The sequence below is a fragment of the Bradyrhizobium sp. 191 genome, assembly GCF_023100985.1.
In the GTDB taxonomy this organism is placed as follows: Bacteria; Pseudomonadota; Alphaproteobacteria; order Rhizobiales; family Xanthobacteraceae; genus Bradyrhizobium; species Bradyrhizobium diversitatis.
The window spans coordinates 5276398-5298865 of sequence record NZ_CP064692.1; the positions used below are offsets into that span (position 1 = coordinate 5276398).

Genomic DNA, 22468 nt, shown 5'->3' on the forward strand with positions numbered 1-22468 from the left:
TGTGTCTCGCGATGCTAGACTTAGATTGAGCGAGAGACTTTCGGCAGAGGGACCGGCATGACTGATCAACGCAACACCTCCACTCGCATCGATCCCGCGAAGCTCGACCGGCTGGCCGAGGTGGCGGTGAAGGTGGGCCTGGGCTTGCGGCCGGGACAGGATCTGCTTCTGACGGCGCCCGCGATCGCGCTGCCGCTGGTGCGGCGGATCGCCGTGCATGCCTACAAGGCCGGCGCCGGCCTCGTGACGCCGATCCTGTCGGACGAGGAGATGACGCTGGCGCGCTACCGCCACGGCCACGAGGCCAGTTTCGATCGCGCCGCCGGCTGGCTCTACGAGGGCATGGCCAAGGCCTTCTCGGACAACACTGCACGGCTCGCCATCGTCGGCGACAACCCGATGCTGCTGTCGGGCGAGGATCCTTCCAAGGTGGCGCGCGCGAGCAAGGCGAATTCGATGGCCTATCAGCCCGCGCTGGAGAAGATCGTCAATTTCGACACCAACTGGAACATCATCGCCTATCCGAGCCCGTCCTGGGCGAAGCTGGTGTTCCCTGATGATCCCGAGGACGTCGCGGTCGGCAAGCTCGCGGATGCGATTTTCGCAGCGTCCCGAGTCGATCGCGAGGACGCGATGGGCAATTGGGCGAGCCACAATGCGGTGCTGCGCGAGCGCACCAACTGGCTCAATGGCCAGCGCTTTCGCGCGCTGCAATATTCGGGTCCCGGCACCGATCTCACCATCGGACTTGCCGACGGCCACGAATGGGAAGGCGGCGCCTCGCTCTCCAAGAACGGCATCAGCTGCAACGCCAATATCCCGACCGAAGAGGTCTTCACCACGCCGCATTGCCGTCGCGTCTACGGCCATGTCGTAAGCTCGAAGCCGCTGTCCTATCAGGGGACGCTGATCGACAACATCGCCGTGCGCTTCGAGGACGGCAAGATCGTCGACGCAAAAGCCTCGCGCGGCGCGGAGGTGCTGAACAAGGTGCTCGACACCGACGAGGGCGCGCGGCGCCTCGGCGAAGTGGCGCTGGTGCCGCATTCCTCGCCGATCTCGCAGAGCGGCCTGTTGTTCTACAACACGTTGTTCGACGAGAACGCAGCGTCTCACATCGCGCTCGGCCAGTGCTATTCGAAATGCTTCGTCAACGGCGCCCAGCTCACGCCACAGCAGATCGCGGCGCAAGGCGGCAACCAGAGCCTGATCCATATCGACTGGATGATCGGCTCGGCCGAGACCGACATCGACGGTATTTTGGCCGACGGCAGCAAGGTGCCGGTGTTCCGCAAGGGCGAGTGGGCGAAGTAGCCTGCGATAACTTTCTTCGGCAGCGGACGAGCCGCGGCTGGCGCATCGGCCGCAACGGCGTTGCCGGGCTTCGTCCCAGTGCCGTTGCGCGCTTTGTCGCACCCGGGAAGGACCGGGTCATGTCCGCGGATTTGCAGGGGAATTGCGACGTTAACCGTTTGCACCCGTCGCTTCCGGTAGATTTTCGAAATCGATGTAAGAAAGAATTAGAAACGGGCGACTAGCGTCCGAGCATCTTTCGAGACACTCCCGGCCGGGATTCGGCCGCAAATATCATTTCCCGAGGAAGCAGATGCCATTGATTGAAGTCGGCAATTTCAATGTGGATCTCGAGCTGCGGCCGATCGAGCCGTCCTGGATCATCGAGGGCGATCCGGTATCCCGTTCGCGGGTCCTGTCGACGAGCGCCGACGGCACCGCCCAGACGATCATCTGGTCCTGCACCGAAGGGCGCTTCAACTGGTACTACGACATCGACGAGACGATCATGATCATGGAAGGATCGATCGTGCTCGAAAGCGACGGCATGCCGCCCAAGCGCTACGGCCCCGGCGATGTCATTTTCTTCCGTGACGGCGCGCATGCCAAATGGCATGTCGAAGGGCACGTCAAGAAGATCGCGTTCTGCCGCAAGACCAATCCGGTGGTGATCGGCTTCCTGATCCGCGTCGTCAATAAGCTGAAGAAGATGTTCGCCCCCACCGGCGAACGCCGGCCGGCCTCGCTGATGGGTGCCGGCTAAATCGGACAAAATAGTTTCAAGGACGCTTCCCAGCGGCCACGATGAAGAGGGGGCGGGATCAACATCCCGGCCCCTCTTTTCGTTTCAGTATCATGGCCGGCCGATGCCTATGGCATGCGCCGTCGTGCTTTGACCTCCACCATCAGCCGCCAATCCTGCGCTGCTGCGGACTTCGCCTCGCCGAGCCAATGGAAGGAGTCCTGGCTGATCTCGGTAAAGCTCCACCGCGTCAGCTCGCCGGCTTCGGTCGTGCCTTCCTGCACGATGTCCTCGCCTTGCGGACGGCCGATCTGCTGGCGGAACACGCAGCGCGCGGGATCGAACCAGGAGATCCGCCAGGCGGAAATGGTGGGGTCATAGACGCGCAGCGTCGTGCCGTACCAGTTTCCGGCGATCGGGAAGGCCGCCCCGTCTGCAGCGCGGGGGATGATCCAGACGTCCTGCACGGCGCGCCCTTCCAGCACCCAGCCAAAATGGATATTGCCTGGCGCTACGTGTTTCGTTCCGCCGGGTCCATGGGCCGTGATCTCGGCATCCCAGTCGCCGACGAAGCGGCCATAAAGCTGAAGCGCCGCCGCGTGCGCGGGATTCGGTCCGTCCGCGTGCAACAATCTAGCAAACTCGGTCATGTCGATCTCCTCGCGGGGAGATCAACACCAAACGCCAACAACGGGCTTGGAGAAAATTGCGCCTCAGACCCCGTCGAGGATGATCACGGTCGGCTTCGGTGGCAGCGCATCCCGCGACATCCGGAACGATCGCTCGAGGCGCCGGTCGATTTCGAATTGCTGGCCGATCCGGCGCATGAAGTCGTCGAGCGGGGTGGCAAAGCGGTGCATCGGCAGCACCACCGAGGCGCGAAGCCGCCTGGTGATCTCGGAGATGCCGTCCAGCGACATGGTATAGGTGCCGTCGATCGGCACCATCACGATGTCCAGCCGCCCGATCTGGGCAAAATGGCTGTCGTCCAGCTTGTGATGGAGGTGACCGAGATGGCCGATGCAAAGGCCGGCGGCCTCGAAGATGAAGATCGAGTTGCCGTCGCGGATCATGTCGCTGCCGGCGTCGTCGCCGTAATAGCGGCGGATGTCCGTCGTGACGTTGCGGATGAACGTATCGCTGATGCGCTCCGACACGATCGCCGGCTTGCCGTCCTCGCTCCAGCCATGCAGCACATGGGGAATTCGTTTGTCGGGATATAAAGAATAGTGCGTGCTGTGCGCCCGGTTCATGGTGACGACATCGGGCAGCCGTCCCACCTGATATGCGCCGCTATAGTCGGTCGCGATGCGCAAGCCGGCGGGCGTGTCGATGAAATAGGTGGAATGGCCGGCATAGGTGATTTGGACTTCGGCCGCGGCCGCCGCGTGTCGGAATGCGGCCGGCATCACGCGGGGCGCCGCGTTGGCCATCGCCAAGCATTCGCTGCGTTGAAATGGCTGCTGGGCGAGCGCAGGTGCGAGGGATACGCCGAACAGCGCAAGGGCCGCCGAAACCAGTCGCCGCATGAATCCGTCCCCGATGACTTCGAAACAAGTCTAGCGCGCAACACAGTGCGTGGCCAATGGGCCGCGATCAACAGCGCGTCAGTGTCGCACCTTCACGCCCGCCTGGGGCTGAACCTCCAGGTGGCGGCGACGAGGCTGGCTGTGATCAGGCCGCTGATGAGGCCGGCAAGTGGCAAAGCGAGCAGCAGTGCGGCGGTTGCGGCCCAGCCGATCGAGGAGAAGGCCTCGGCGAAGGTTGCAAGCCGCGAAGACGTCTGGCGGCGCCGGAATTGGCTGCGACGGGCCTGCACCCGGAACCAGAGCTGGATCGCGGTCGCCGAGGCCGCACTGATGATGATCGCGCCGGCGCTGATTGCCGCCTGGAATGGCGAGGCGAAGGCGAGCGCGGCGACCAGCGGGCAGAAGATCACGGCGATTGCGATCAGCACCACCTCGATCTTGGCGCGGATGACGTTGGACGACGTCAGCGGCGCGGTGGCGACGAGGTCGGGCGCGTCCTCGCCCGAGATCGTCAGCCAGGCGAGCCCGCCGGCAAGCTGTCCGGCCGCCATCACGATGACGGGTGTGATCAGCGTCAGCGCTGCGGAGCTGTCGGCAAAGTTGCGCCAGAGCAGGAGTGCCGGCGGCACCAGATAGAGCAGCTGCATCAACGTCTGCGAGATCAGCCAGGGGTCGCGCCACAGCAGCATGAATTCCTTGCGCCGCAGCGCCTGCTGGCGCGATCTGCCGCGGAACGGGCGCTCCTTCGCGCGGGCGCGGCCGGACGCGCCGTACGCCGCCGCATCGATCGCGGTGTCGGCGAAGCGGTGCGAGAAGATCGCCATCACGCTGCCGAGCAGCACCAGGGCGAGCGCGAGAAGCAGCAGCAACGACTCGGTGTCGCCCATGGTCGCCCGCGCCGGCCACCACCAGATGCTGTCCACGTCGGGCATGTAGGCGGCGAGGCTGCCCGAGGTCAGGATGGTGAAGCGCGACAGCGTGCCGTAGGACATGATCGCTGCGACCTGCAGCGCGATCACGAAGCCCGCGCCGATGATCGCGGCGAGGACCTGGGCGATCAGGCGCGTCCGCGCCGGGCCGACCAACCGGAACAGGAGAATGGTGACGGCGATCGCGATCGCCGCGGCCGACAGACCCATCGCAATGACGACGCCGAAGGCGGCAAGCCAGCGCGCGCCGCCGCCGATCACCAGCACGTCGATGAAGGGCGTCGAGAACAGCAGCGCCAGCACGGTGACGGTCAGCGCGATCGCGGCGATGCGGACCGAGAACAGATTGGCGAGCCGCGCCGGCGAGGACATGATCAGGTCGAGATCGGCCCGGGCGTAGAATATCCGCGTCACCGATTCGATCGCCTGCGAAAGCATCAAGGTCCAGGCGAGGAAGATCGTCGCCGAAATCACGATCAGCGAGGATTTGTCGAGCGGCAGCTGCAGGCCGGCGAAACGGCCGATCACCGCCCAGGCCGGCAGGTGCAGCAGCGCGGCGAAGCAGAGCAGGCCGATGACGGCAGCGCGCGTCCGCTTGCGCCGGCCGCCCGTCATCATGGCGAGCCATTCGCGCCAGGCAAGCCGCAGCTCGTGACGGGCAAACCAGGACAGCGCGGTTGCCGAGCTCATGCCGCGACCTGAAGCGTCACCAGCGCGATGAAGAGATCTTCCAGGCTGGTGTCGGCATGACCGTTCTGCTGGCGCAGCTCGGCGAGCGTGCCTTCCGCGACCAGGCGACCGGAGGCGATGACGCCGATGCGGTCGGCCATGCGCTCGGCGACCTCGAGGATATGCGTGGTCATGATGACGGTGCAGCCGGCGCGGACACGCGCGCTGAGCAGGCCCTTGACGTGGCGCGCGGAGACGGCATCGAGCCCCGTCAGCGGCTCGTCGAGGATGATGAGGCGGGGATCGTGCACCAGCGCCCCTGCGAGAGCGACCTTCTGGCGCATGCCCTTGGAAAAACCCTCGCAACGCTCGTGGCGGTGCGGCTCGAGCCCGAGCGAGCCGAGCAGCTCTTGCGCCACCGGCTCCGAGGCCGCCGGAGCGATGCCCCAGAGCCCGGCGACGAATTCGAGATATTCGAGCGGCGTCAGCTTGTCGTAGATCATCGGCTCGTCGGAGACCCACGCCATCACCTGCTTGGCGGCGACGGGGTCTGCCAGCGCGTCGATGCCGAAGATCGAGACGGCGCCCGCATCGGGGCGCAGCAGGCCTGCAACCATGCGCAAAGTCGTGGTTTTGCCCGCGCCGTTGGGGCCGACCAGCGCGTAAAATTCTCCGGCGCGAATGGTGAGATCGAGGCTGTCCACCGCCAGACGGTCAAAACGCTTCGTTAACCCCAGGACTTCCAGCGCCGAGTTGTCCGGCTTCATGACGGCCACACCATCCGGTTTTGCATCGCCCGAGACCATGACCCGAAGATATTTCGGCACGGTGAATCACTTTGCCTCAAATTCCTCATCCGGGATCGACCAAAGGCAAGTCACCGTTTGTTGACAGCGCTTGATGGTTCAGGCTGAATTGGCGCCGGGACAAATGGCGCTAACGCAGCGAAACGACTGCGTAGCGACTGGACACAAGATGCGGCAAGGCGGTCGGGAAGAGCCGCGGGTTGCATCGGGAGGACACGCGTCGATGCTGGATTTTGTTCAGCAGCTGGTCAGCGGTGTTGCGCTCGGCTGCGTTTACGGCCTGATCGCGCTCGGCTTCGTGCTCGTTTACAAGGCTACCGAGGTCGTCAACTTCGCCCAGGGCGATCTGATGATGCTGGGTGGCTTCTTCGCCTTCACCTTCATCGGCATGATGGGCCTGAACTACTGGATCGGCTTTGCCGGTGCGGTGGCCGCGATGGCGCTGTTCGGCATGGTGGCGGAGCGCGTGGTGGTGCGGCCGATCCTCGGCTATCCGCAGTTCTCGATCATCATGGCGACGATCGGGCTGGGCTATTTCCTGCGCTCGGTCGCCGGCATGATCTGGGGCACCGACGACCTGAAGATCGAGACGCCGTTCAGCCAGGGCGTGCTGCGCATGGGCTCGCTGGTGCTCGCCTATGACAAGCTCTCGGTGATTGCGGCGACGATGATCCTGTGCGCGCTGCTCTGGCTGTTCTTCAACAAGACCATGCTCGGCACTGCGATGCGCGCCAGTTCCGAGAACATGCTGGCAGCCTACTATATGGGCATTCCGGTCAAGCGCGTGGTGTCGGTCGTCTGGGCGATCAGCGCGGCGGTCGCGACCTGTGCCGGCGTGCTGCTGGCGCCGATCACGTTCATCCACTCCAATGTCGGCCTCGTGCTCGGCCTGAAGGCATTTCCCGCCGCCGTGCTCGGCGGCTTCGGCTCTATCCCCGGTGCAGTGGTCGGCGGCGTCCTGATCGGGGTGATCGAGAGCATGGCCGGCTTCTACCTGCCGGAGGGCTGGAAGGACGTCGCGCCCTATGTCGTGCTGCTGACGGTGCTGCTCCTGAAGCCCGAAGGCCTGTTCGGCCTCCACGTCCGCAAGAAGGTCTGAACGCCATGCGCTTCATGTTCAAGACCGATTATGAAGACGATATCAGGCTGTTTCCGCATTCGGGCTACGTCGTCACCTACGGCGTTCTGCTCGCCCTGTTGTTGATCGCACCGCATGTGCTGTCCAGCTATCTGATGAGCCAGCTCGTCTTCGTCTGCATCTATGCAATCGTCGGCGTGGCGCTCCTGATCCTGACCGGCTTCACCGGCCAGGCTTCGCTCGGGCACGCCGCGTTCCTCGCGATCGGGGCCTACACCGCGGCGTACTTGCAGAAGTACAACGTGCCGTTCCCTGTCTACTTCCTCGCCGCCGGGCTGTTGACCGGTATCATCGGCGCCATGGTCGGCTTTCCGGCGCTGCGCCTCACCGGCATCTATCTCGTCATCGCCACCATCTCGTTTGCTCTGATCGTCGAGGAGATCCTGGCGCGCTGGGAGAGCGTGACCCACGGCAACGAGGGCATGCGGGTCAAGACGCTGTCGCTGCTCGGCGTCGCGGTGCCGCGCGACAGCCCGACCTTCTATTACCTCTGTCTTGCCGTGCTGGTGCTGACCATCGTCGGCACGCTGAATTTGCTGCGCTCGCCGACCGGCCGCGCCTTCGTCGCGATCCGCGACAGCGAGACGGCGGCGCGCAGCATGGGCGTCAATGTCGCGCTCTACAAGGTGAAGTCCTTCGCCATCTCGGCGGCGATCACCGGCTTTGCCGGGGTGCTGTTCGCGCACAAGCTCTCCTTCATCTCGCCGGAGATGTTCACGCTGCAGCTCTCGATCGAGTTCATCATCGTGATCCTGATCGGCGGCACTTTCAGCCTGCACGGAGCGGTGCTGGGCGCGATCTTCATCGTGATGATCGATCCGTTCCTGACCTATCTCAAGGACGACATGCCCGGCATCATCGCCGGCATAGCCGCGACATTCGGTGCCGGCACGGCCACTGCGGGCAATATCCAGTCGAGCGTCGCGGCTTTCGCATCGCTCAACGGCCTGAAAGGCGCGATCTACGGCATCATCATCGTGCTGTTCGTCTTGTTCGAACCTCTCGGGCTCTACGGCCGCTGGCTGAAGATCAAGCTCTTCTTCCAGCTGTTCCCGCTCTACAAGCGCGCCACCTTCAAGCGGCAGAAGATCTATGTGAAGTCGGAGCGCAATCGATGAGCTATTTCCGCGCCGAGAATTTGTCGCTGCACTTCGGCGGCCTCAAGGCCGTCGATGCGGTCTCGTTCGCGGTCGAGAAGGGCGAGATCCTCTCGATCATCGGGCCGAATGGCGCCGGCAAGAGCTCGATCTTCAACCTGATCTCGCGGATCTACCGGCCGACCTCGGGCCGCATCCTTTTCGAAGACCAGGACATTACCGAAGAACCGCCCTATGACATCGCCAGGCTCGGCATCGCCCGCACCTTCCAGAACATCGAGCTGTTCGAGAATGCGACCGTGTTGTCGAATCTCCTGGTCGGCCGCCACCGGCACTCGACGACGCAGCTCTGGCAGGAGCTGCTGTTCCTGCCGAGCGTCAGGGCCAACGAGAAGGTGCATCGCCGCCGGGTCGAGCAGGTCATCGAATTCCTCGATCTCGAACCCTATCGCGACAAGCTGATCTCCGGCCTGCCCTACGGCGTGCGCAAGGTGATCGAGCTGGCGCGCGCGCTGTGCTCGGAGCCGAAACTGATCCTGCTCGACGAGCCGTCCTCCGGTCTCAATGTCGAGGAAACCGACGACATGTCGTTCTGGATCCGCGACCTGAAGAACGAGCTCGGCGTCACTGTGCTGATGGTCGAACACGACATGTCGCTGGTCAATCGCGTCTCCGATCGGGTCATTGCGCTGAACTACGGCCGGGTGCTGGCGATGGGCTCGCCCGCCGAGGTTCAGCAGCACCCCGACGTCGTCGCCGCGTATCTGGGAGCCTGACCGATGGATGCCGCCACGACACCGGACACCATCCTGAAGCTCTCCAACGTCGAGAGCTATTACGGGCCGATCATGGCGATCCGCGGCATCTCGCTGGAGGTGCCGCGCGGCCGAATCGTCACGCTGCTCGGGGCGAACGGAGCCGGCAAGACCACGGTGCTGAAGACGATTTCCGGCATCCTCGATCCGCAGAAGGGCGCGATCGAGTTCATGGGCAAGCCGATCCAGCGCATGGAGGCCGACCGCATCGTGCGGCTCGGCCTCAGCCACGTGCCGGAGGGGCGCGAGGTGTTCCCGTTCCTCTCCGTGCGCGAGAACCTGATGATGGGCGCCTATCCGCGCAAGGACCGGGACGGCGTTGCGGAGGATCTGGAGCGTGTCTACGGCTATTTCCCGCGGTTGAAGGAGCGCATCAACCAGCCGGCGGGCCAGCTCTCCGGCGGCGAGCAGCAGATGCTCGCGATCGGACGCGCCCTGATGAACCGGCCGACGCTGCTGCTGCTCGACGAGCCCTCGCTCGGTCTGTCACCGCTGCTGGTGAAGGAGATCTTCACCATCATCCGTAGGGTTAACGAGGAGCAGGGCATGTCGATCCTCTTGGTCGAGCAGAACGCCAAGGTGGCGCTGGAGACGGCACATTACGGCTATGTGCTGGAGATCGGCCGTATCGTGATGAACGACAGCTGCGACCGCTTGATGCATTCCCAGGACATTCAGGAGTTCTACCTTGGCGCCAAGGAAGCGGGCGCGCGAGGCGAGCGGCGCTGGAAAAAGAAGAAGACGTGGCGGTGAGGAAGAGCTGGCAGTAAGATGAGCTTGCCATCCGCAACAGAGACCGCCGGCAAGGCAGGCAGCGGAGGCTGGCGACAAGGAGGGAGGAGAGGCGCATGGCCCGACCGGCGGTGCTGACGGTCGCTGATACGATCGCGAAGAGCTTCCTGCGCGCCGCCGAGACGCGGGGCGACAGGCCGGCGATCCGCGAGAAGAAGTTCGGCATCTGGCAGCCGACGAGCTGGCGCGAATGGCTGGAAATCTCGAAGGAGATCGCCTACGCGCTTCGCGCGATCGGCTTCATGCCCGGCGACGTCGCCTCCATCGTCGCCAACGCCGTCCCGGAATGGGTCCATGCCGACATGGGCATCCTGTGCGCCGGCGGCGTCTCCTCCGGAATCTATCCGACCGATTCCGCGTCCCAGGTCGAGTATCTCGTCAACGATTCCCGCACCAGGGTGATCTTCGCCGAGGATGAGGAGCAGCTCGACAAGATTCTCACCTGCCGCGCACGCTGTCCGTCCCTGCAGAAGATCATCGTGTTCGACATGGAGGGCCTCAGCGGCTTCTGCGATGACATGGTGCTGTCGCTCGACGAGCTTCGCGCGCTCGGCCGCAACCACATGGTCGGCCGCGAAGAGCTGTGGCGGGAGATGATCGACAGCCGCGGCGCCGGCGATCTCGCCATCCTCGTCTATACGTCCGGCACGACCGGTCCGCCCAAGGGCGCGATGCACGCCAACCGCAGCGTCACGCATCAGATGCGCCATGCCAACGACTTCATCCCGGCGCGAGAGGACGAAGACCGGTTGATCTTCCTGCCGCTCTGCCATGTCGCCGAGCGCATCGGCGGCTATTACATCTCCGTCGCGCTCGGCTCGGTGATGAATTTCGCCGAGAGCCCGGAAACCGTCCCGGACAATCTGCGCGAAGTGCAGCCGACCGCCTTTCTGGCGGTGCCGCGGGTCTGGGAAAAGTTCTATTCCGCCATCACCATCGCGCTGAAGGACGCGACGCCGCTGCAGCAATGGGTCTATCGGCGCGCCATCGGCATCGGCTACCGCATGGTCGAGTGCCGGCTCGAGGGCAGGGCGCCGCCGCTGTCGCTGCGGATCGCCAACCGCATTGCCTACCTGGTCGCGTTTCGCAACATTCGCCGCATGATCGGGCTCGACCGCTGCCGCATCGCGTTCACTGGCGCGGCGCCGATCGCACCGGAGCTGATCCGCTGGTATCTGGCGCTCGGAATCGACATGCACGAGGTCTACGGCCAGACCGAGAATTGCGGGGTCGCCACCATGATGCCGGCGGGCAGGATCAAGCTCGGCTCGGTCGGCACCGCGGTGCCCTGGGGCGAGGTCGCGCTGTCGCCCGACGGCGAGATCCTGATCAAGGGCGACTTCCTGTTCATGGGCTACCTGAACCAGCCGGAGAAGACGGCCGATACCATCGATCCGCGCGGCTGGCTGCATACCGGCGACGTCGGCACCATCGACAATGAAGGCTTCGTCCGCATCACCGACCGGATGAAGGACATCATCATCACGTCCGGCGGCAAGAACATCACGCCGTCCGAGATCGAGAACCAGCTCAAATTCTCGCCCTACATTTCCGACGCCGTGGTGATCGGCGACAAACGGCCGTATCTCACCTGCCTCGTGATGATCGACCAGGAGAACGTCGAGAAGTTCGCCCAGGATCACGACATCCCCTTCACCAATTACGCCAGCCTGTGCCGGGCGAGGGAAATCCAGGACCTGATCTGGCGCGAGATCGAACAGGTCAACGGCAATTTTGCCCGTGTCGAGACCATCAAGAGGTTTCATCTGATCGAGCGCCAGCTCACCCCCGAGGACGAGGAGCTGACGCCGACCATGAAGCTGAAGCGCGGCTTCGTGAACAAGCGCTACGCCGCCGAGATCGAGGCGATGTATCGCGAGCGTGCAGTGGCGTGACGCATGCGCATGCCCCGGAAAAGTGGGAACCGGTTTTCCGAGAAGGGCATGCGCAAAAAGGAAAAGTCCCATTCGAGAAAGCGAAGGAGCCGTGGCCCTCGCCCTTCGTCCAACACGGGCCTTTAGGAGAGGAGACGTCAATGTCGAGATCGTTCAGCGCATTCGGCCTTGCTGTGGGTGCCGTGGCGCTTACCTGTCTGCCGGCCGCAGCGCAAACCAAGGTCACTAACGATGGCATCTCGGCAACCGAGATCGTCATCGGTACCCACCAGGATCTGTCGGGTCCGATCAAGGGTTGGGGCGTGCCGGTCTCCAACGGCATGAAGATGGCGGTCGAGGAGGTTAACGCCGCCGGCGGCATCAACGGCCGCAAGATTCGCCTGGTGGTCGAGGACAGCGGCTACGATCCGAAGAAGGCCGTGCTGGCCTCGCAGAAGCTGATCGAGCGCGACAAGATCTTCGCGATGGTTGGGCCGATGGGATCGCCTACCGTGCTCGCCGCGCAGGATATCCTGCTCGACGCCGGCGTGCTGCAGCTGTTTCCGCTGACGGCGGCCGAGTTCACCTTCAAGTTCGATCCCGCCAAGCCGCAGGAGCGGTTGAAGTTCAACAACCTCCTGCCCTACGTCGAGAGCACGCGGGCGGCGCTGAAATACATGATTGAGGCAAAGAACTTCAAGAAGCCCTGCATCATGCATCAGGACGACGAGTACGGAAAGAACGTGCTCGATGGTTTTAACCAGCAGCTCGCCGCCATGAAGGTGCAGCCGGCCTCGATCACGAGCTACAAGCGCGGCGCCTCCGACTTCTCGGCGCAGGTCGCCAAGATGAAGTCCGACGGCTGCGACCTCGTCGTGCTCGGCGCCGTCCTCCGTGAGCCGATCGGCACCATGAGTGAAGCGAAGAAGCTCGGATGGGACGTCACCTTCCTCGGCGCCACGCCCGTCAACGTGCTCGAAGTGCCGGCGCTCGGCAAGGAAGTGGTGGAAGGCTTGTATTCCGCTTCGAACTTCGAAATTCCCTATGAAGACACCGCAAAAGGAAAGGTGAAGGACTGGCTCGTCAACTACAAGAAGATGTTTGGCACCGACGCCAACACCCAGGCCATCATCGGCTACAACGCGGTGATGACGTTCGCGCATTATGCCAACAAGGCTGGCAATGATCTCACTGGCCAGAAGATGCTCGACGCGCTGGAGTCCGGCGACAAGTTCCAGGACATCTTCAATTCGCCGCCGACGGTGTTCTCGAAGAGCAACCATCTCGCCACCACCATCACCCAGGTGCAGCAGGTCAAGAACGGCCGCTGGGTGCTGATCAAGGACAATCTGATGTTTTGATGCTTCTCTTGCGGAGAACTCGGTGTACCCTCTCCCCTTGCGGGCCTTGCGGGAGAGGTTGGATCGCCGCAAAAGCGGCGAGCCGGGTGAGGGGTATCTCTCCTCACGAACGGTCTCGTGAGCGGAAAGAACCCCTCATCCGCCGCGCTGCGCGCGCCACCTTCTCCCACAAGGGGAGAAGGAAGAAAGAGCCGCGCGCGGCGAGAAGGCCTACGATCCCCCGCCTGCGGTGCCCGAGCTCACCGGGGCGAGCTCGTCTTCCCGGCAGCGCCAGCCGTCGGCGGCTTTCACGAAGGCGAAAGTCCGCTGGATCCTGAGGCGGCGTGTGACCTTGAACGCTTCTGCGGAGCGCTCCTTGTTGCCGGCTGCCGGTTGTGGACGCCCCGTCCTCGCGTCCCAGCAGGTGCCGGTGCAGGTGGAGGCGATCTTGCTGCACATGGTGAAGGGCGCCAGCACGGCCATCTCGATTTCGGCGGTGACCTGCGCCTCCTGCTCGGTCACCTGGCTGTCGATGGCGTAGACGCGGTTGATGCGCAGGAAGTTGCCGCAGGAATTGGCCGCATGGATGCGCGCGGCGCAGAAATCGACCGCGTCGGTGTCGGGAGAGCGGGCCGCGACCTGCCGGCCGAACACCTTCTTGGGGTCACCCTTCGCCGCGCGGATTTCATCGGTCTTGCGCTTCAAATGATCGGCGAGACAGTCCTCCGCGGATTCGAGCTCTTGCAGCGGCACGTTCTCCTTGCCGACCAGATTGCATCTGCGGTCGCGCTCTCGCGTCCACCTTCCATATTCGGCGAAGGCAAAGCGGGCCGCGGTCGGGTCCAGTTTGCCGATCAGACCGAGCGCCTGGCCGTTGAGCTCGGTTTCGGCGAGCGCCAGCGACGGGTCCGCGCAGATCAGCGCGCCCGCTGCGGTGCTGGCCGCGAGGCAGTCGAAATCAGGATCGCGCACGATCGCGGCGCGCTCCTCGGTCACCTTGAGCAGACACGCCTTCACCCGGTCGAAATCCTCAGGGCGGATTGCGGTCTGGCCGACGATGCCGCAGCCGAGATTGCGCTGACGGATCCAGATCGCATTCTCCTCGATGGCAGGCAGGCGATCGGGTAGGCGGGCGAGCCGCGCCTCGATCGCCGTGCTCAGCTTCTCGGCGGCGGCGGCCAGCTCGGCGTCACCGCAGAATAATTGGTTGCCGGGATCGCGAATCTGCTGGCAGTTGTTCTTGGCAAACAGCGGCAGCCTGTCGGCGATCGAGCGTTCGGATTGGGCGAAGGCGGGCGCCGACGGCAATGCCAGCAGCGCAAGCACAGACAGCACGATGAATCGCATTCCGGTCGCCCCGCATGGAAAGCAGCATGCTAGCGTCTGGGATCGCGCGGCGAAATGGCTTTGTGGTGGGGGTGAATCCGACCTGCGAGAAGGATCAACGCGCCTCGGCGGCCGCGATCGAGACTCGCACCGGCTCGTCGACATATTTCATCACGGCCGACTGGTAGAGCACGAACAGCGGTTGATAGCTCCGCTCGGCGTCGTCCTCGAGCATAGCCATGCGGCGATTGTCGAGCATCAGCCAGTGGCCGTCGAGCCGGGCAGCAGCAATCGCGTGCTCCTCGCCGGCGCGGGTGTCGCGCACCACGAGGATGCGGAGGTCTTCGGGAGGAATGCCCGCCAGCCGCAGCGCGGCCAGCTTGGCGATGGCATAGTCTTCGCAATCGCCGGCACCGCGCGCGAAGGTCGCGAGCGGCGAGCTCCAGACATCGTCGGTGCCGTCGTTGGCGGCGTGGATGGCGAGATTGATGGCGCGGTTGGTCTCGCCGAGGCGCGCACGGCCATCGCGTGCGCGGGCCTGGTCGACGATGGCGAGCAGCTTCAGGGCCGCGGGCGAGACGCAATTGTCCCGGTCGCCGTCGCACAGCGCAAGCTGCACCATGTCGTCGTCGAGCTTGTCCTTCAGCGTGGACCATTTCTGCTGGAGGCTGCCGGATGAGATGGCGAAGGCGAACACGCCGAACGGTTCGGCGGATTTGCGTACGAGGACGCCGGCGCCGGGCGACAGCAGTGTGCCGGCGCGAAGCTCGGTGGCCGATCCGAGCAGGATCAAGCCGCATAAGATCAGGATTGCGCGCCAAGCGCGCGAGCGAGCAGCGGTCTCCATCTGACATCCCCTTCCCAGGCTTCGCGAGATCCCCCTCGATCTCGACGTGCCGGGCTGTGTTGCTTTCCTGGAGATAGTGCGAGGCGGGCCGTTTTGTTCTGCTTAACGCGCCCGGCAGGGGTCCTAAAACCGTGGGACAGGCTGAAGCAGGCCTGCCCAAATTGCCTAAAATTTTACGATCCCGAGGCTAGGACGGCGCTGCTGTGATATGGATCCCGTTGCAGGCAGGCGTTGCAAGGTGGTTGATTCTGCGTCCTATGGCTAACAGCGCGCTATTTCACGGGTTCTGTTAGCTAGGTCACAGATCTAGTTCCATATTTGGCGCAGGATATTGCAGGGCATCATGCAATGAAGATGACGCAAGTATCTCTTCGACCAAATTTACAGTGAACGACTTGGGATGATCGGAAATGCGTGCATCTAAGCTCAATTCGACTTCAGAATGCTTGGCGTATTACTTCAGCTTCTCTGGGAGGGCGCCGGCCTGCGGGGCTCTTATGGCCAAGTGACGCGAAATCACACAAGCAAATAGATGGTTTCGCCAAGGACTTGGTAATGCTAAGCAAGCTTAGGCAATTGATACTTACCTAAATTTTAACCCTTTGCGGTGCCCCGGTTGAATTACGCTGGCAAATTCGACGCCGCGACGTCCTTGGACGGCCAGGTTTCCGGTACGTCCGGCCTCGTCCATGCCGATTCTCTTGCGGCCAAGCCCTTCATCGCAAAGGGACATGGCCATGTGCCTGATGGCGCGTTCGTTGTTCCCGACCCCAACCTGATCTTCAACGGCGAGTTCAAGCGCGCCGGCCTCGATCTCGTGCTGTCCCACGAAGGTCAGGAGTTCGTGGTTCACGATTATTTCAGGGGCGAAAAGCGCGCCGCGGTCGCCTCGCCCGACGGAGCCCACCTCACCGGCGACCTCGTCAATGCCCTCACCGGCCACGTCCAGGTTGCCCAGGCCGCGCCCGGCGCCGCTGCGGCCCAGGTCATCGGCCACGTCACGAAGCTCTCCGGCAGTGCGACCGCGATTCGCAACGGCGTCTCGGTCATCCTGAACAACGGCGACAATGTCGAGAAGGGCGACGTGGTCTCGACCGGCGCCGATTCGACGCTCGGCATCACCTTCATCGACGGCACCGTATTCGGCCTGTCCTCCAATGCGCGGATGGTGCTGAACGAGATGGTCTACGACCCCAACGGGTCGAGCAACTCCTCGCTGCTCAGCCTGGTTGCGGGCACCATCACCTTCGTCGCCGGCGAGACCGCCAAGCATGGCGACATGAAGGTCGACACGCCGGTCGCCACCATGGGCATCCGCGGCACGGCAGTGCTGACCCAGATCAACTTCGTCGTTCCCGCCGGCGGCGGCGATCCGCAGCCGCAGGCGAGCTTCCAGGTGCTGGTCGAGCCGAACGGCACGACCGGCTCCTACATCCTGTTCGACAAGATCACGCTGCTGCCGATCGCGACGGTCAACCAGGCCGGCCAGATGATCCAGATCAGCGGCGGCAACGTCTCGATCGGCAATGCGCTGATGTCGCCGGAAATTCAGAAGCTGATCACGGACGTGTTCACACTGAAATTCACCGACAACAACACCAACACCAAGCTGACCACGAACTTCACCGACACGATCACGCCGATCAGCCTGGACTTCGCGTTCAAGTCGGGGTCCGGCACCGCCGCAATCGCGACATTCGTCACTATCAGTGCGCCGCAACGCGACGGCTCCGGCAATTCAACGCAGCAGGCCACCCGTGTTCCCGGCCAGCCGATCGTGCAAAGCTTCGACGCCGGCGGGAATCTGAAGACGGCCTTCGCGCTGACTGAGCGCGCGGGCATGACGGGCGACACGACGGCCGATACTGTTACCGGCCTGATCAGATTCGTCGATCAAAACCTCGGCGACCGGCCGACGGTGTCGGTGAGCCTCGCCGAAGCGCCGAACTACGTCTACAAGAGCGCCGGCCAGCAGGACGTTACCGGCTCGCTCACCGAGCTCCAGAAGCACGGCATCGCAGCGACGCAGATCCAGATCAGCGTCGTTGCCGACCCCGCCAACGAGAACAACGGATCGGCGGTCTGGACCTACACGATCCCCGACAAGGTCTTCGACTTCCTCGCGGCCGGCGAAACCCTGACGCTGACCTACATGGTGCGGGTCGACACCAATTTCGTGGTGAATCCCGAGTCCAGGTTCATCCCGATCACCATCACGATCACGGGGACGAACGACAAGCCTACCGTTGCGACGTCGGGTGGCACCGTCATCGAGCAGGTCGGGACCGGTAACGAGGCTCTGGACGTCATCACCGGCACGGTCACCTTCACCGACGTTGATCTGACGGACCGGCCGATCGTGAGCGCTGAGCTCTCGTCGACCCAGCCGTTCAAATATCTCGATGCCGAAGGCAACGACATCACGGCCACGCTGACGCCGCAGCAACTGGCCGCGATCGCAGCCGTCAAGGTGCCGCTGACGGTGGTGCAGGGTGCAGGGAACGGCAACAACGGCTCGGCCACCTGGACCTACAGCGTCCCCGACCATCTCTTCGACTTCCTTGCCGAGGACGAGAAGCTGATCCTCAATTACGTGGTGCAGGTCGATGACGGGCACGGCGGCATTGTCAGCACGCCGCTCACGGTTTCCATCAATGGTGCCGACGTCAACGTCGAGGGCACCAACGACGTGCCGACGATCATCGAGGACGACACGACCTCGACCGGCGCGGTGACCGAGGATGCGGCAACCCTGACGGCGAACGGCACCATCACCTTCAACGATCCCGATCTCACGGACACCCACACCGCAAGCTTCGAGCTGAAGTCGACGAATTCGAGCGCGCATCTACCCGGCTTCAGCAGCGGGACCTCGCATATCGGCACGTTCGCGCTGACGGCGGTGAGCGAGAGCCCGGGCGTCAGCTCCCGTGGATCGGTGGGCTGGACCTTTACGATCGACGACAACGATCCGGTGCTCCAGTCGCTGGCCGAAGGCCAGACCATCACCGAGGTCTATACCGTGACGGTCGACGACCATCACGGTGGAACGGTCACCAAAGACGTCACCGTCACCATCACCGGGACCAATGACGCGCCGACCATGACGAGCGACGCGGACGCCGCGACGGGGAGCGTCACTGAGGACGCCTGCGCCGTGTTGTCGATCGACGGTACGCTGGCGATCCAGGATCTCGACCTGATCGACACCCACACGGCGGAAGCCGTCTTCAAATCGTCCACGTCGAGCGTTCAGCTTCCGGGCTTCGCCACGGGCACGCCGCTCGGCATCTTCTCGATCGACTGCGCGGTTGACGAGTTCAACACCGACACCGACAACAGCGCGACGCTGGGCTGGCATTTCACGCTCGACAACAGCAATGCGGTGCTGCAGTCGCTAGCCGAAGGGCAGACCATCACCCAGGTCTACACGATCACGTTCACCGACAGTCACGGTGCCGAGGTCTCTCAGGACGTGACCGTCACGATCAACGGCGCCAACGACGCGCCGACCATCACCAGCAGTGCCGAAGATGGTACTGGAGCGGTGACGGAGGATGCCGGTGCGACGTTGGCGATCTGCGGGACGCTGGCGATCCAGGATCTCGACCTGATCGATACCCACACGGCGGAAGCCGTGTTCAAGTCGTCGTCCGTCAGTTCGGCTGTGCCGGGGTTCGGTGCCGGCGCGAATATCGGCAGCTTCACGATCGATTCGTCGGTGCTCGAATCCAGCACCGATACCAGCAACGGCGCGACGCTGGGCTGGCACTTCAGCCTCGACAACAACAATGCGGTGCTGCAGTCGCTGGCGCAGGGCCAGACCATCGCCCAGGTCTACACCGTCACCTTCACCGACGATCATGGCGCCCGAGTCTCTCAGGACGTGACGGTCACGATCAACGGCACGAACGACGCGCCGACGCTCGCCGATCTCGACATTGGTCCGCTCACGGATACTGCCGCGGCCGACACCTTCGCCAATCTCGCCGGCCATTTGTCCGGAACGGATGTCGACAGCGGCGAGACGGCGACGCTGACCTATGCCGTTCTGAACGCAGATCACCATGCGGTGACGACGGTTGCAGGACTGTACGGCTCGCTGACGGTCAACCCCAACGGCAGCTACAGCTACGTTCCCGACGCAGCGGCCATCAACGCGCTTTCGGATGGGGCATATACCGATATATTCACCGTCCAGACCAAGGACGCTCATGGTGCGACCGGCACGGCAACGCTCACGGTGGACGTGACAGGCGCGAACGACGGGAACGTCGCACCGGTGATCGACGTGAACCAGATCAGCGTATCGCAGGAAGGCGTCCAGGTCTTCATCCACGGCATCACGGTCACCGACGCCGACGCTGCTCCCGATGAAACCTTCGCACTTACCGTGGCGGCGGATTCGGGCACTTATGTGGAGCCTGAACCGACGTCCGATACGCTGGCGAGCGTCAATTCAGCACTCCAGGGGCTGACCTATACGGAGCCGAGCCAGAGCGCGGCTGCAACGGACAAGGTCGTGATCACGGTGACCGACGGTCACGGCGCGACCGATACGGTCAACCTGATCTTCAACTTGAACGAACAAGGCCCGGTGACCCTCGCCAGCACCAACGGCAAGGATGTGTTGTTCGGGACCGGCTATCAGGATCAGTTCGTATTCGCCGCCAACTCCAACCACGACACGATCCTCGATTTTGAGCACGGTCAGGACCACATCGACCTGACGGCGGTTGTGACGACCGATATTGACGCGGCATGGATAGCCCAGCACGCGGCGGCCTCAGGGGGGGACACCCTGATCACGATCAATGCGACGGACACCATCCTCCTGAAGGGTGTCGCCCAGGTCCAGGCGAGCGACTTCATCGTCCATGCCTGATCGCTGCGCGATGGGCCGCGACCGTCTGCAAGACGATCCGCGCTGCCGTTCGCCGTCAAAGCGTGATATCCAACCCCCATGAAACGTCTCAAGATCCTGCGGCGGTGGTTTGCGCGGAAGCTTGGCTTTGCCCGGCTGATGTGCCTTGCGCTGCTGGTTCTGTTTGCCGGCGTTCGCCTCTGGGATCCGCCGCCGATCCAGGAATTGCGGTTGCGCACCTTCGACATGTTCCAGCTGATCGATCCGCGCCACAAGACGGCGCGGCCGGTCACCATCGTCGACATCGACGACAAGAGCCTCGCCAGGCTTGGCCAGTGGCCGTGGCCGCGGACGCGGATCGCCGATATGATCCAGAACCTCACCAGCAACGGCGCGGTGGCGATCGGCTTCGACGTGGTGTTTTCTGAGCCCGACCGGCTCAATCCGGATCTGGTCGCGGGCCAGATGCGCTCTCTCGACGATGCCACCCGCGCCAAGCTGCGCGAGCTGCCGACCAACGACCAGATTCTCGCCGATGCAATCAAGCGCTCGCGCGTGGTGCTGGGCGAGACCGGACAGTCGGCGATCTCCTCCGAGATCGACAAGTCGCTGCCTTTCACCGGCATCGCGACGGTTGGTGAGGAGGGCGCCGAGCGCTTCCTGTTCGAATTCCCCGGCCTGCTCCGCAACGTGCCGGTCATCGAGAAGGTCGCGGCCGGCCGCGGCCTGTTCTCCATCAAGACCGAGCGCGACGGCCTGATCCGCCGCGTGCCGATGGTGATGCGCGCCCAGGGCAACATCATGCCCTCGCTGAGCCTCGAGATTCTGCGCGTCGCCACGGGCACACCGACGCTGCTGATCCGGACCGACAAGACCGGCGTGAGGGCCATTCGCCTCAAGGGCGTCGAGATTCCGACCGACAAGAACGGTCAGCTCTGGGTGCACTATGCGCGCCAGGACCCCTCGATCTACGTCTCGGCGGCCGACGTCCTCGACAACACCGTCCCGCCCGCCAGGCTCGCCGGCAAGCTGGTGCTGGTCGGCACTTCCGCGGTCGGGCTCAACGACATCAAGACCACGCCGGTGTCCTCGACCATGCCTGGGGTCGAGATCCATGCCCAGGTGCTCGAGAGCCTGCTGAGCGGCGCGGTGATCTCCCAGCCGAACTACGCGCTCGGCGTCGAATTGATCGCCGCGCTCGTCATCGGCCTGCTCGTCATCATCTTCACTCCGAATCTCGGGCCGGTGCGCCTCGTGCTCGCCGGTGCGACCTTCGCGGCGATCCTGGTCGGCACGTCCTGGTTCTTCTACGCGCAGTACCGCTACCTGATCGACTTCACCTATCCGCTGCTCTCGACCACGGCGATCTATCTGACGCTGATCTTCGCCAGCTTCGTGCGCGAGCAGCGCCAGCGCGTGCAGATCCGCGGCATGTTCGCGCAATACATGTCGCCGGTGCTGGTCGAGCAGCTGGCGCAGTCGCCAGAAAAGCTCGTGCTCGGCGGCGAGGAGCGCGAGATGACGATCATGTTCTCCGACGTGCGCGGCTTCACCACGATCTCCGAGAGCTACAAGCACGATCCGCAAGGGCTGATCGCGCTGATGAACCGCTTCCTGACGCCGCTGACCGACGTGATCATCGAGCGCAAGGGCTACATCGACAAATACATGGGCGACGCCATCATGGCGTTCTGGAACGCGCCGCTCGACGATGCCGAGCACGAGGTCAATGCCTGCGAGGCCGCGATCCAGATGCTGGAGCAGATCGACATGGTGAACAGGGAGCGCGAGCAGGAAGCCGCGGATGGCGGCCACGTCTACATCCCGCTCAACGTCGGCATCGGTCTCAACACCGGTATCGGCGTCGTCGGCAACATGGGCTCCGACCTGAAGAAGAATTATTCGGTGCTTGGCGACAGCGTGAACCTGGCCTCGCGGCTGGAAGGGCAGACCAAGGAATACGGCTTCCCGATCATCGTGGGGTCCAGGACCGCGCTCGCGGCCAAGGAGAAGTTCGCGATCCTCGAGCTCGACTTCATCATGGTCAAGGGCAAGACCGAGCCGGAAGTCATCTATGCCATTGCGGGCCGCGAGGACGTGATGCATTCGGGCGCGTTCCAGCGCCTGCGCAACATCACCATCGAGATGCTCGGCTGCTACCGCAGCCGCAACTGGCAGGGCGCACTGGACGCGATCGAGCGCGGCCGCCGCAGCGAGGACGCCGACACACTTGAGAAGCTGTTCAGGCTCTACGAGGCGAGGATCAAGGATTTCCAGCTCAATCCACCGCCGGAGGGCTGGACCGGCGCGTATGCGCTGCTGACGAAGTAGTGGTCACACACTCGCTGTCGTCCCGGACAAGCGCGCCTAAGGCGCGGGCCGATCCGGGACCCATAACCCGAGGGAG

Annotated in this window: 16 protein-coding genes; 10 read left to right on the forward strand and 6 right to left on the reverse strand. The window is 63.8% G+C overall.

Annotation, left to right across the window (positions count from 1 at the left end; translation table 11 throughout):
* The first annotated feature begins 57 nt into the window (after nt 1-57).
* On the forward strand, nt 58-1314 hold the full coding sequence (locus IVB23_RS24545; RefSeq protein ID WP_061881108.1) for an aminopeptidase: 1257 nt from the start codon (nt 58-60) through the stop codon (nt 1312-1314).
* Nucleotides 1315-1606: 292 nt separating this feature from the next.
* Nucleotides 1607-2056, forward strand: coding sequence for a cupin domain-containing protein (locus IVB23_RS24550; protein ID WP_061881107.1), 450 nt, complete (start codon nt 1607-1609; stop codon nt 2054-2056).
* A gap of 107 nt (nt 2057-2163) precedes the next feature.
* Here the strand turns inward: IVB23_RS24550 and IVB23_RS24555 are convergent, their stop codons facing one another.
* The 4 genes from IVB23_RS24555 to IVB23_RS24570 form a co-directional block, all read right to left on the reverse strand.
* The gene (locus IVB23_RS24555) at nt 2164-2685 is read right to left on the reverse strand and encodes a hypothetical protein (protein ID WP_061881106.1); all 522 of its coding nucleotides are present in this window, start codon (nt 2683-2685) and stop codon (nt 2164-2166) included.
* 63 nt (nt 2686-2748) lie between these two features.
* Complete coding sequence (locus IVB23_RS24560; protein ID WP_061881105.1) at nt 2749-3564, reverse strand: MBL fold metallo-hydrolase; 816 nt, start codon at nt 3562-3564, stop codon at nt 2749-2751.
* A 92-nt stretch (nt 3565-3656) separates the two neighbouring features.
* Complete coding sequence (locus IVB23_RS24565) at nt 3657-5183, reverse strand: permease (protein ID WP_247800370.1); 1527 nt, start codon at nt 5181-5183, stop codon at nt 3657-3659.
* Nucleotides 5180-5929, reverse strand: a complete 750-nt coding sequence (locus IVB23_RS24570; RefSeq protein WP_061881242.1) for an ABC transporter ATP-binding protein — start codon at nt 5927-5929, stop codon at nt 5180-5182. Before IVB23_RS24570 ends, IVB23_RS24565 begins: the two co-directional genes overlap by 4 nt.
* A 262-nt stretch (nt 5930-6191) precedes the next feature.
* Between IVB23_RS24570 and IVB23_RS24575 the strand changes: the two genes are divergently transcribed.
* The 6 genes from IVB23_RS24575 to IVB23_RS24600 all read left to right on the forward strand — a co-directional run bounded on the left by IVB23_RS24575 (nt 6192) and on the right by IVB23_RS24600 (nt 13045).
* A complete protein-coding gene (locus IVB23_RS24575; protein ID WP_028179067.1) occupies nt 6192-7067 on the forward strand; it encodes a branched-chain amino acid ABC transporter permease in 876 nt (291 codons plus the stop codon).
* 5 nt (nt 7068-7072) lie between these two features.
* Nucleotides 7073-8224, forward strand: a complete 1152-nt coding sequence (locus tag IVB23_RS24580) for a branched-chain amino acid ABC transporter permease (RefSeq protein WP_061881103.1) — start codon at nt 7073-7075, stop codon at nt 8222-8224.
* On the forward strand, nt 8221-8979 hold the full coding sequence (locus tag IVB23_RS24585; protein WP_061881102.1) for an ABC transporter ATP-binding protein: 759 nt from the start codon (nt 8221-8223) through the stop codon (nt 8977-8979). Before IVB23_RS24580 ends, IVB23_RS24585 begins: the two co-directional genes overlap by 4 nt.
* A 3-nt stretch (nt 8980-8982) precedes the next feature.
* Entirely contained in the window at nt 8983-9771 is a 789-nt protein-coding gene (locus tag IVB23_RS24590; protein WP_197966607.1) for an ABC transporter ATP-binding protein, read from the forward strand.
* 95 nt (nt 9772-9866) lie between these two features.
* The gene (locus IVB23_RS24595; protein WP_247800371.1) at nt 9867-11705 is read left to right on the forward strand and encodes an AMP-dependent synthetase/ligase; all 1839 of its coding nucleotides are present in this window, start codon (nt 9867-9869) and stop codon (nt 11703-11705) included.
* Nucleotides 11706-11845: 140 nt separating this feature from the next.
* A complete protein-coding gene (locus tag IVB23_RS24600) occupies nt 11846-13045 on the forward strand; it encodes an ABC transporter substrate-binding protein (protein WP_247800372.1) in 1200 nt (399 codons plus the stop codon).
* Between the two features lie 210 nt (nt 13046-13255).
* Here the strand turns inward: IVB23_RS24600 and IVB23_RS24605 are convergent, their stop codons facing one another.
* Both IVB23_RS24605 and IVB23_RS24610 read right to left on the reverse strand, forming a co-directional pair.
* Nucleotides 13256-14371, reverse strand: a complete 1116-nt coding sequence (locus IVB23_RS24605) for a lysozyme inhibitor LprI family protein (protein WP_247800373.1) — start codon at nt 14369-14371, stop codon at nt 13256-13258.
* Between the two features lie 94 nt (nt 14372-14465).
* Nucleotides 14466-15197, reverse strand: a complete 732-nt coding sequence (locus IVB23_RS24610; RefSeq protein WP_247800374.1) for a transglutaminase-like cysteine peptidase — start codon at nt 15195-15197, stop codon at nt 14466-14468.
* Between the two features lie 607 nt (nt 15198-15804).
* Here IVB23_RS24610 and IVB23_RS24615 point away from each other — a divergent pair.
* Together IVB23_RS24615 and IVB23_RS24620 are read left to right on the forward strand one after the other, a co-directional pair.
* Nucleotides 15805-20082: a VCBS domain-containing protein gene (locus IVB23_RS24615; RefSeq protein ID WP_247800375.1), complete on the forward strand. Its 4278-nt coding sequence runs from the start codon at nt 15805-15807 to the stop codon at nt 20080-20082.
* Nucleotides 20083-20160: 78 nt separating this feature from the next.
* The gene (locus IVB23_RS24620; protein WP_247800376.1) at nt 20161-22392 is read left to right on the forward strand and encodes an adenylate/guanylate cyclase domain-containing protein; all 2232 of its coding nucleotides are present in this window, start codon (nt 20161-20163) and stop codon (nt 22390-22392) included.
* Nucleotides 22393-22468: the final 76 nt, after the last annotated feature.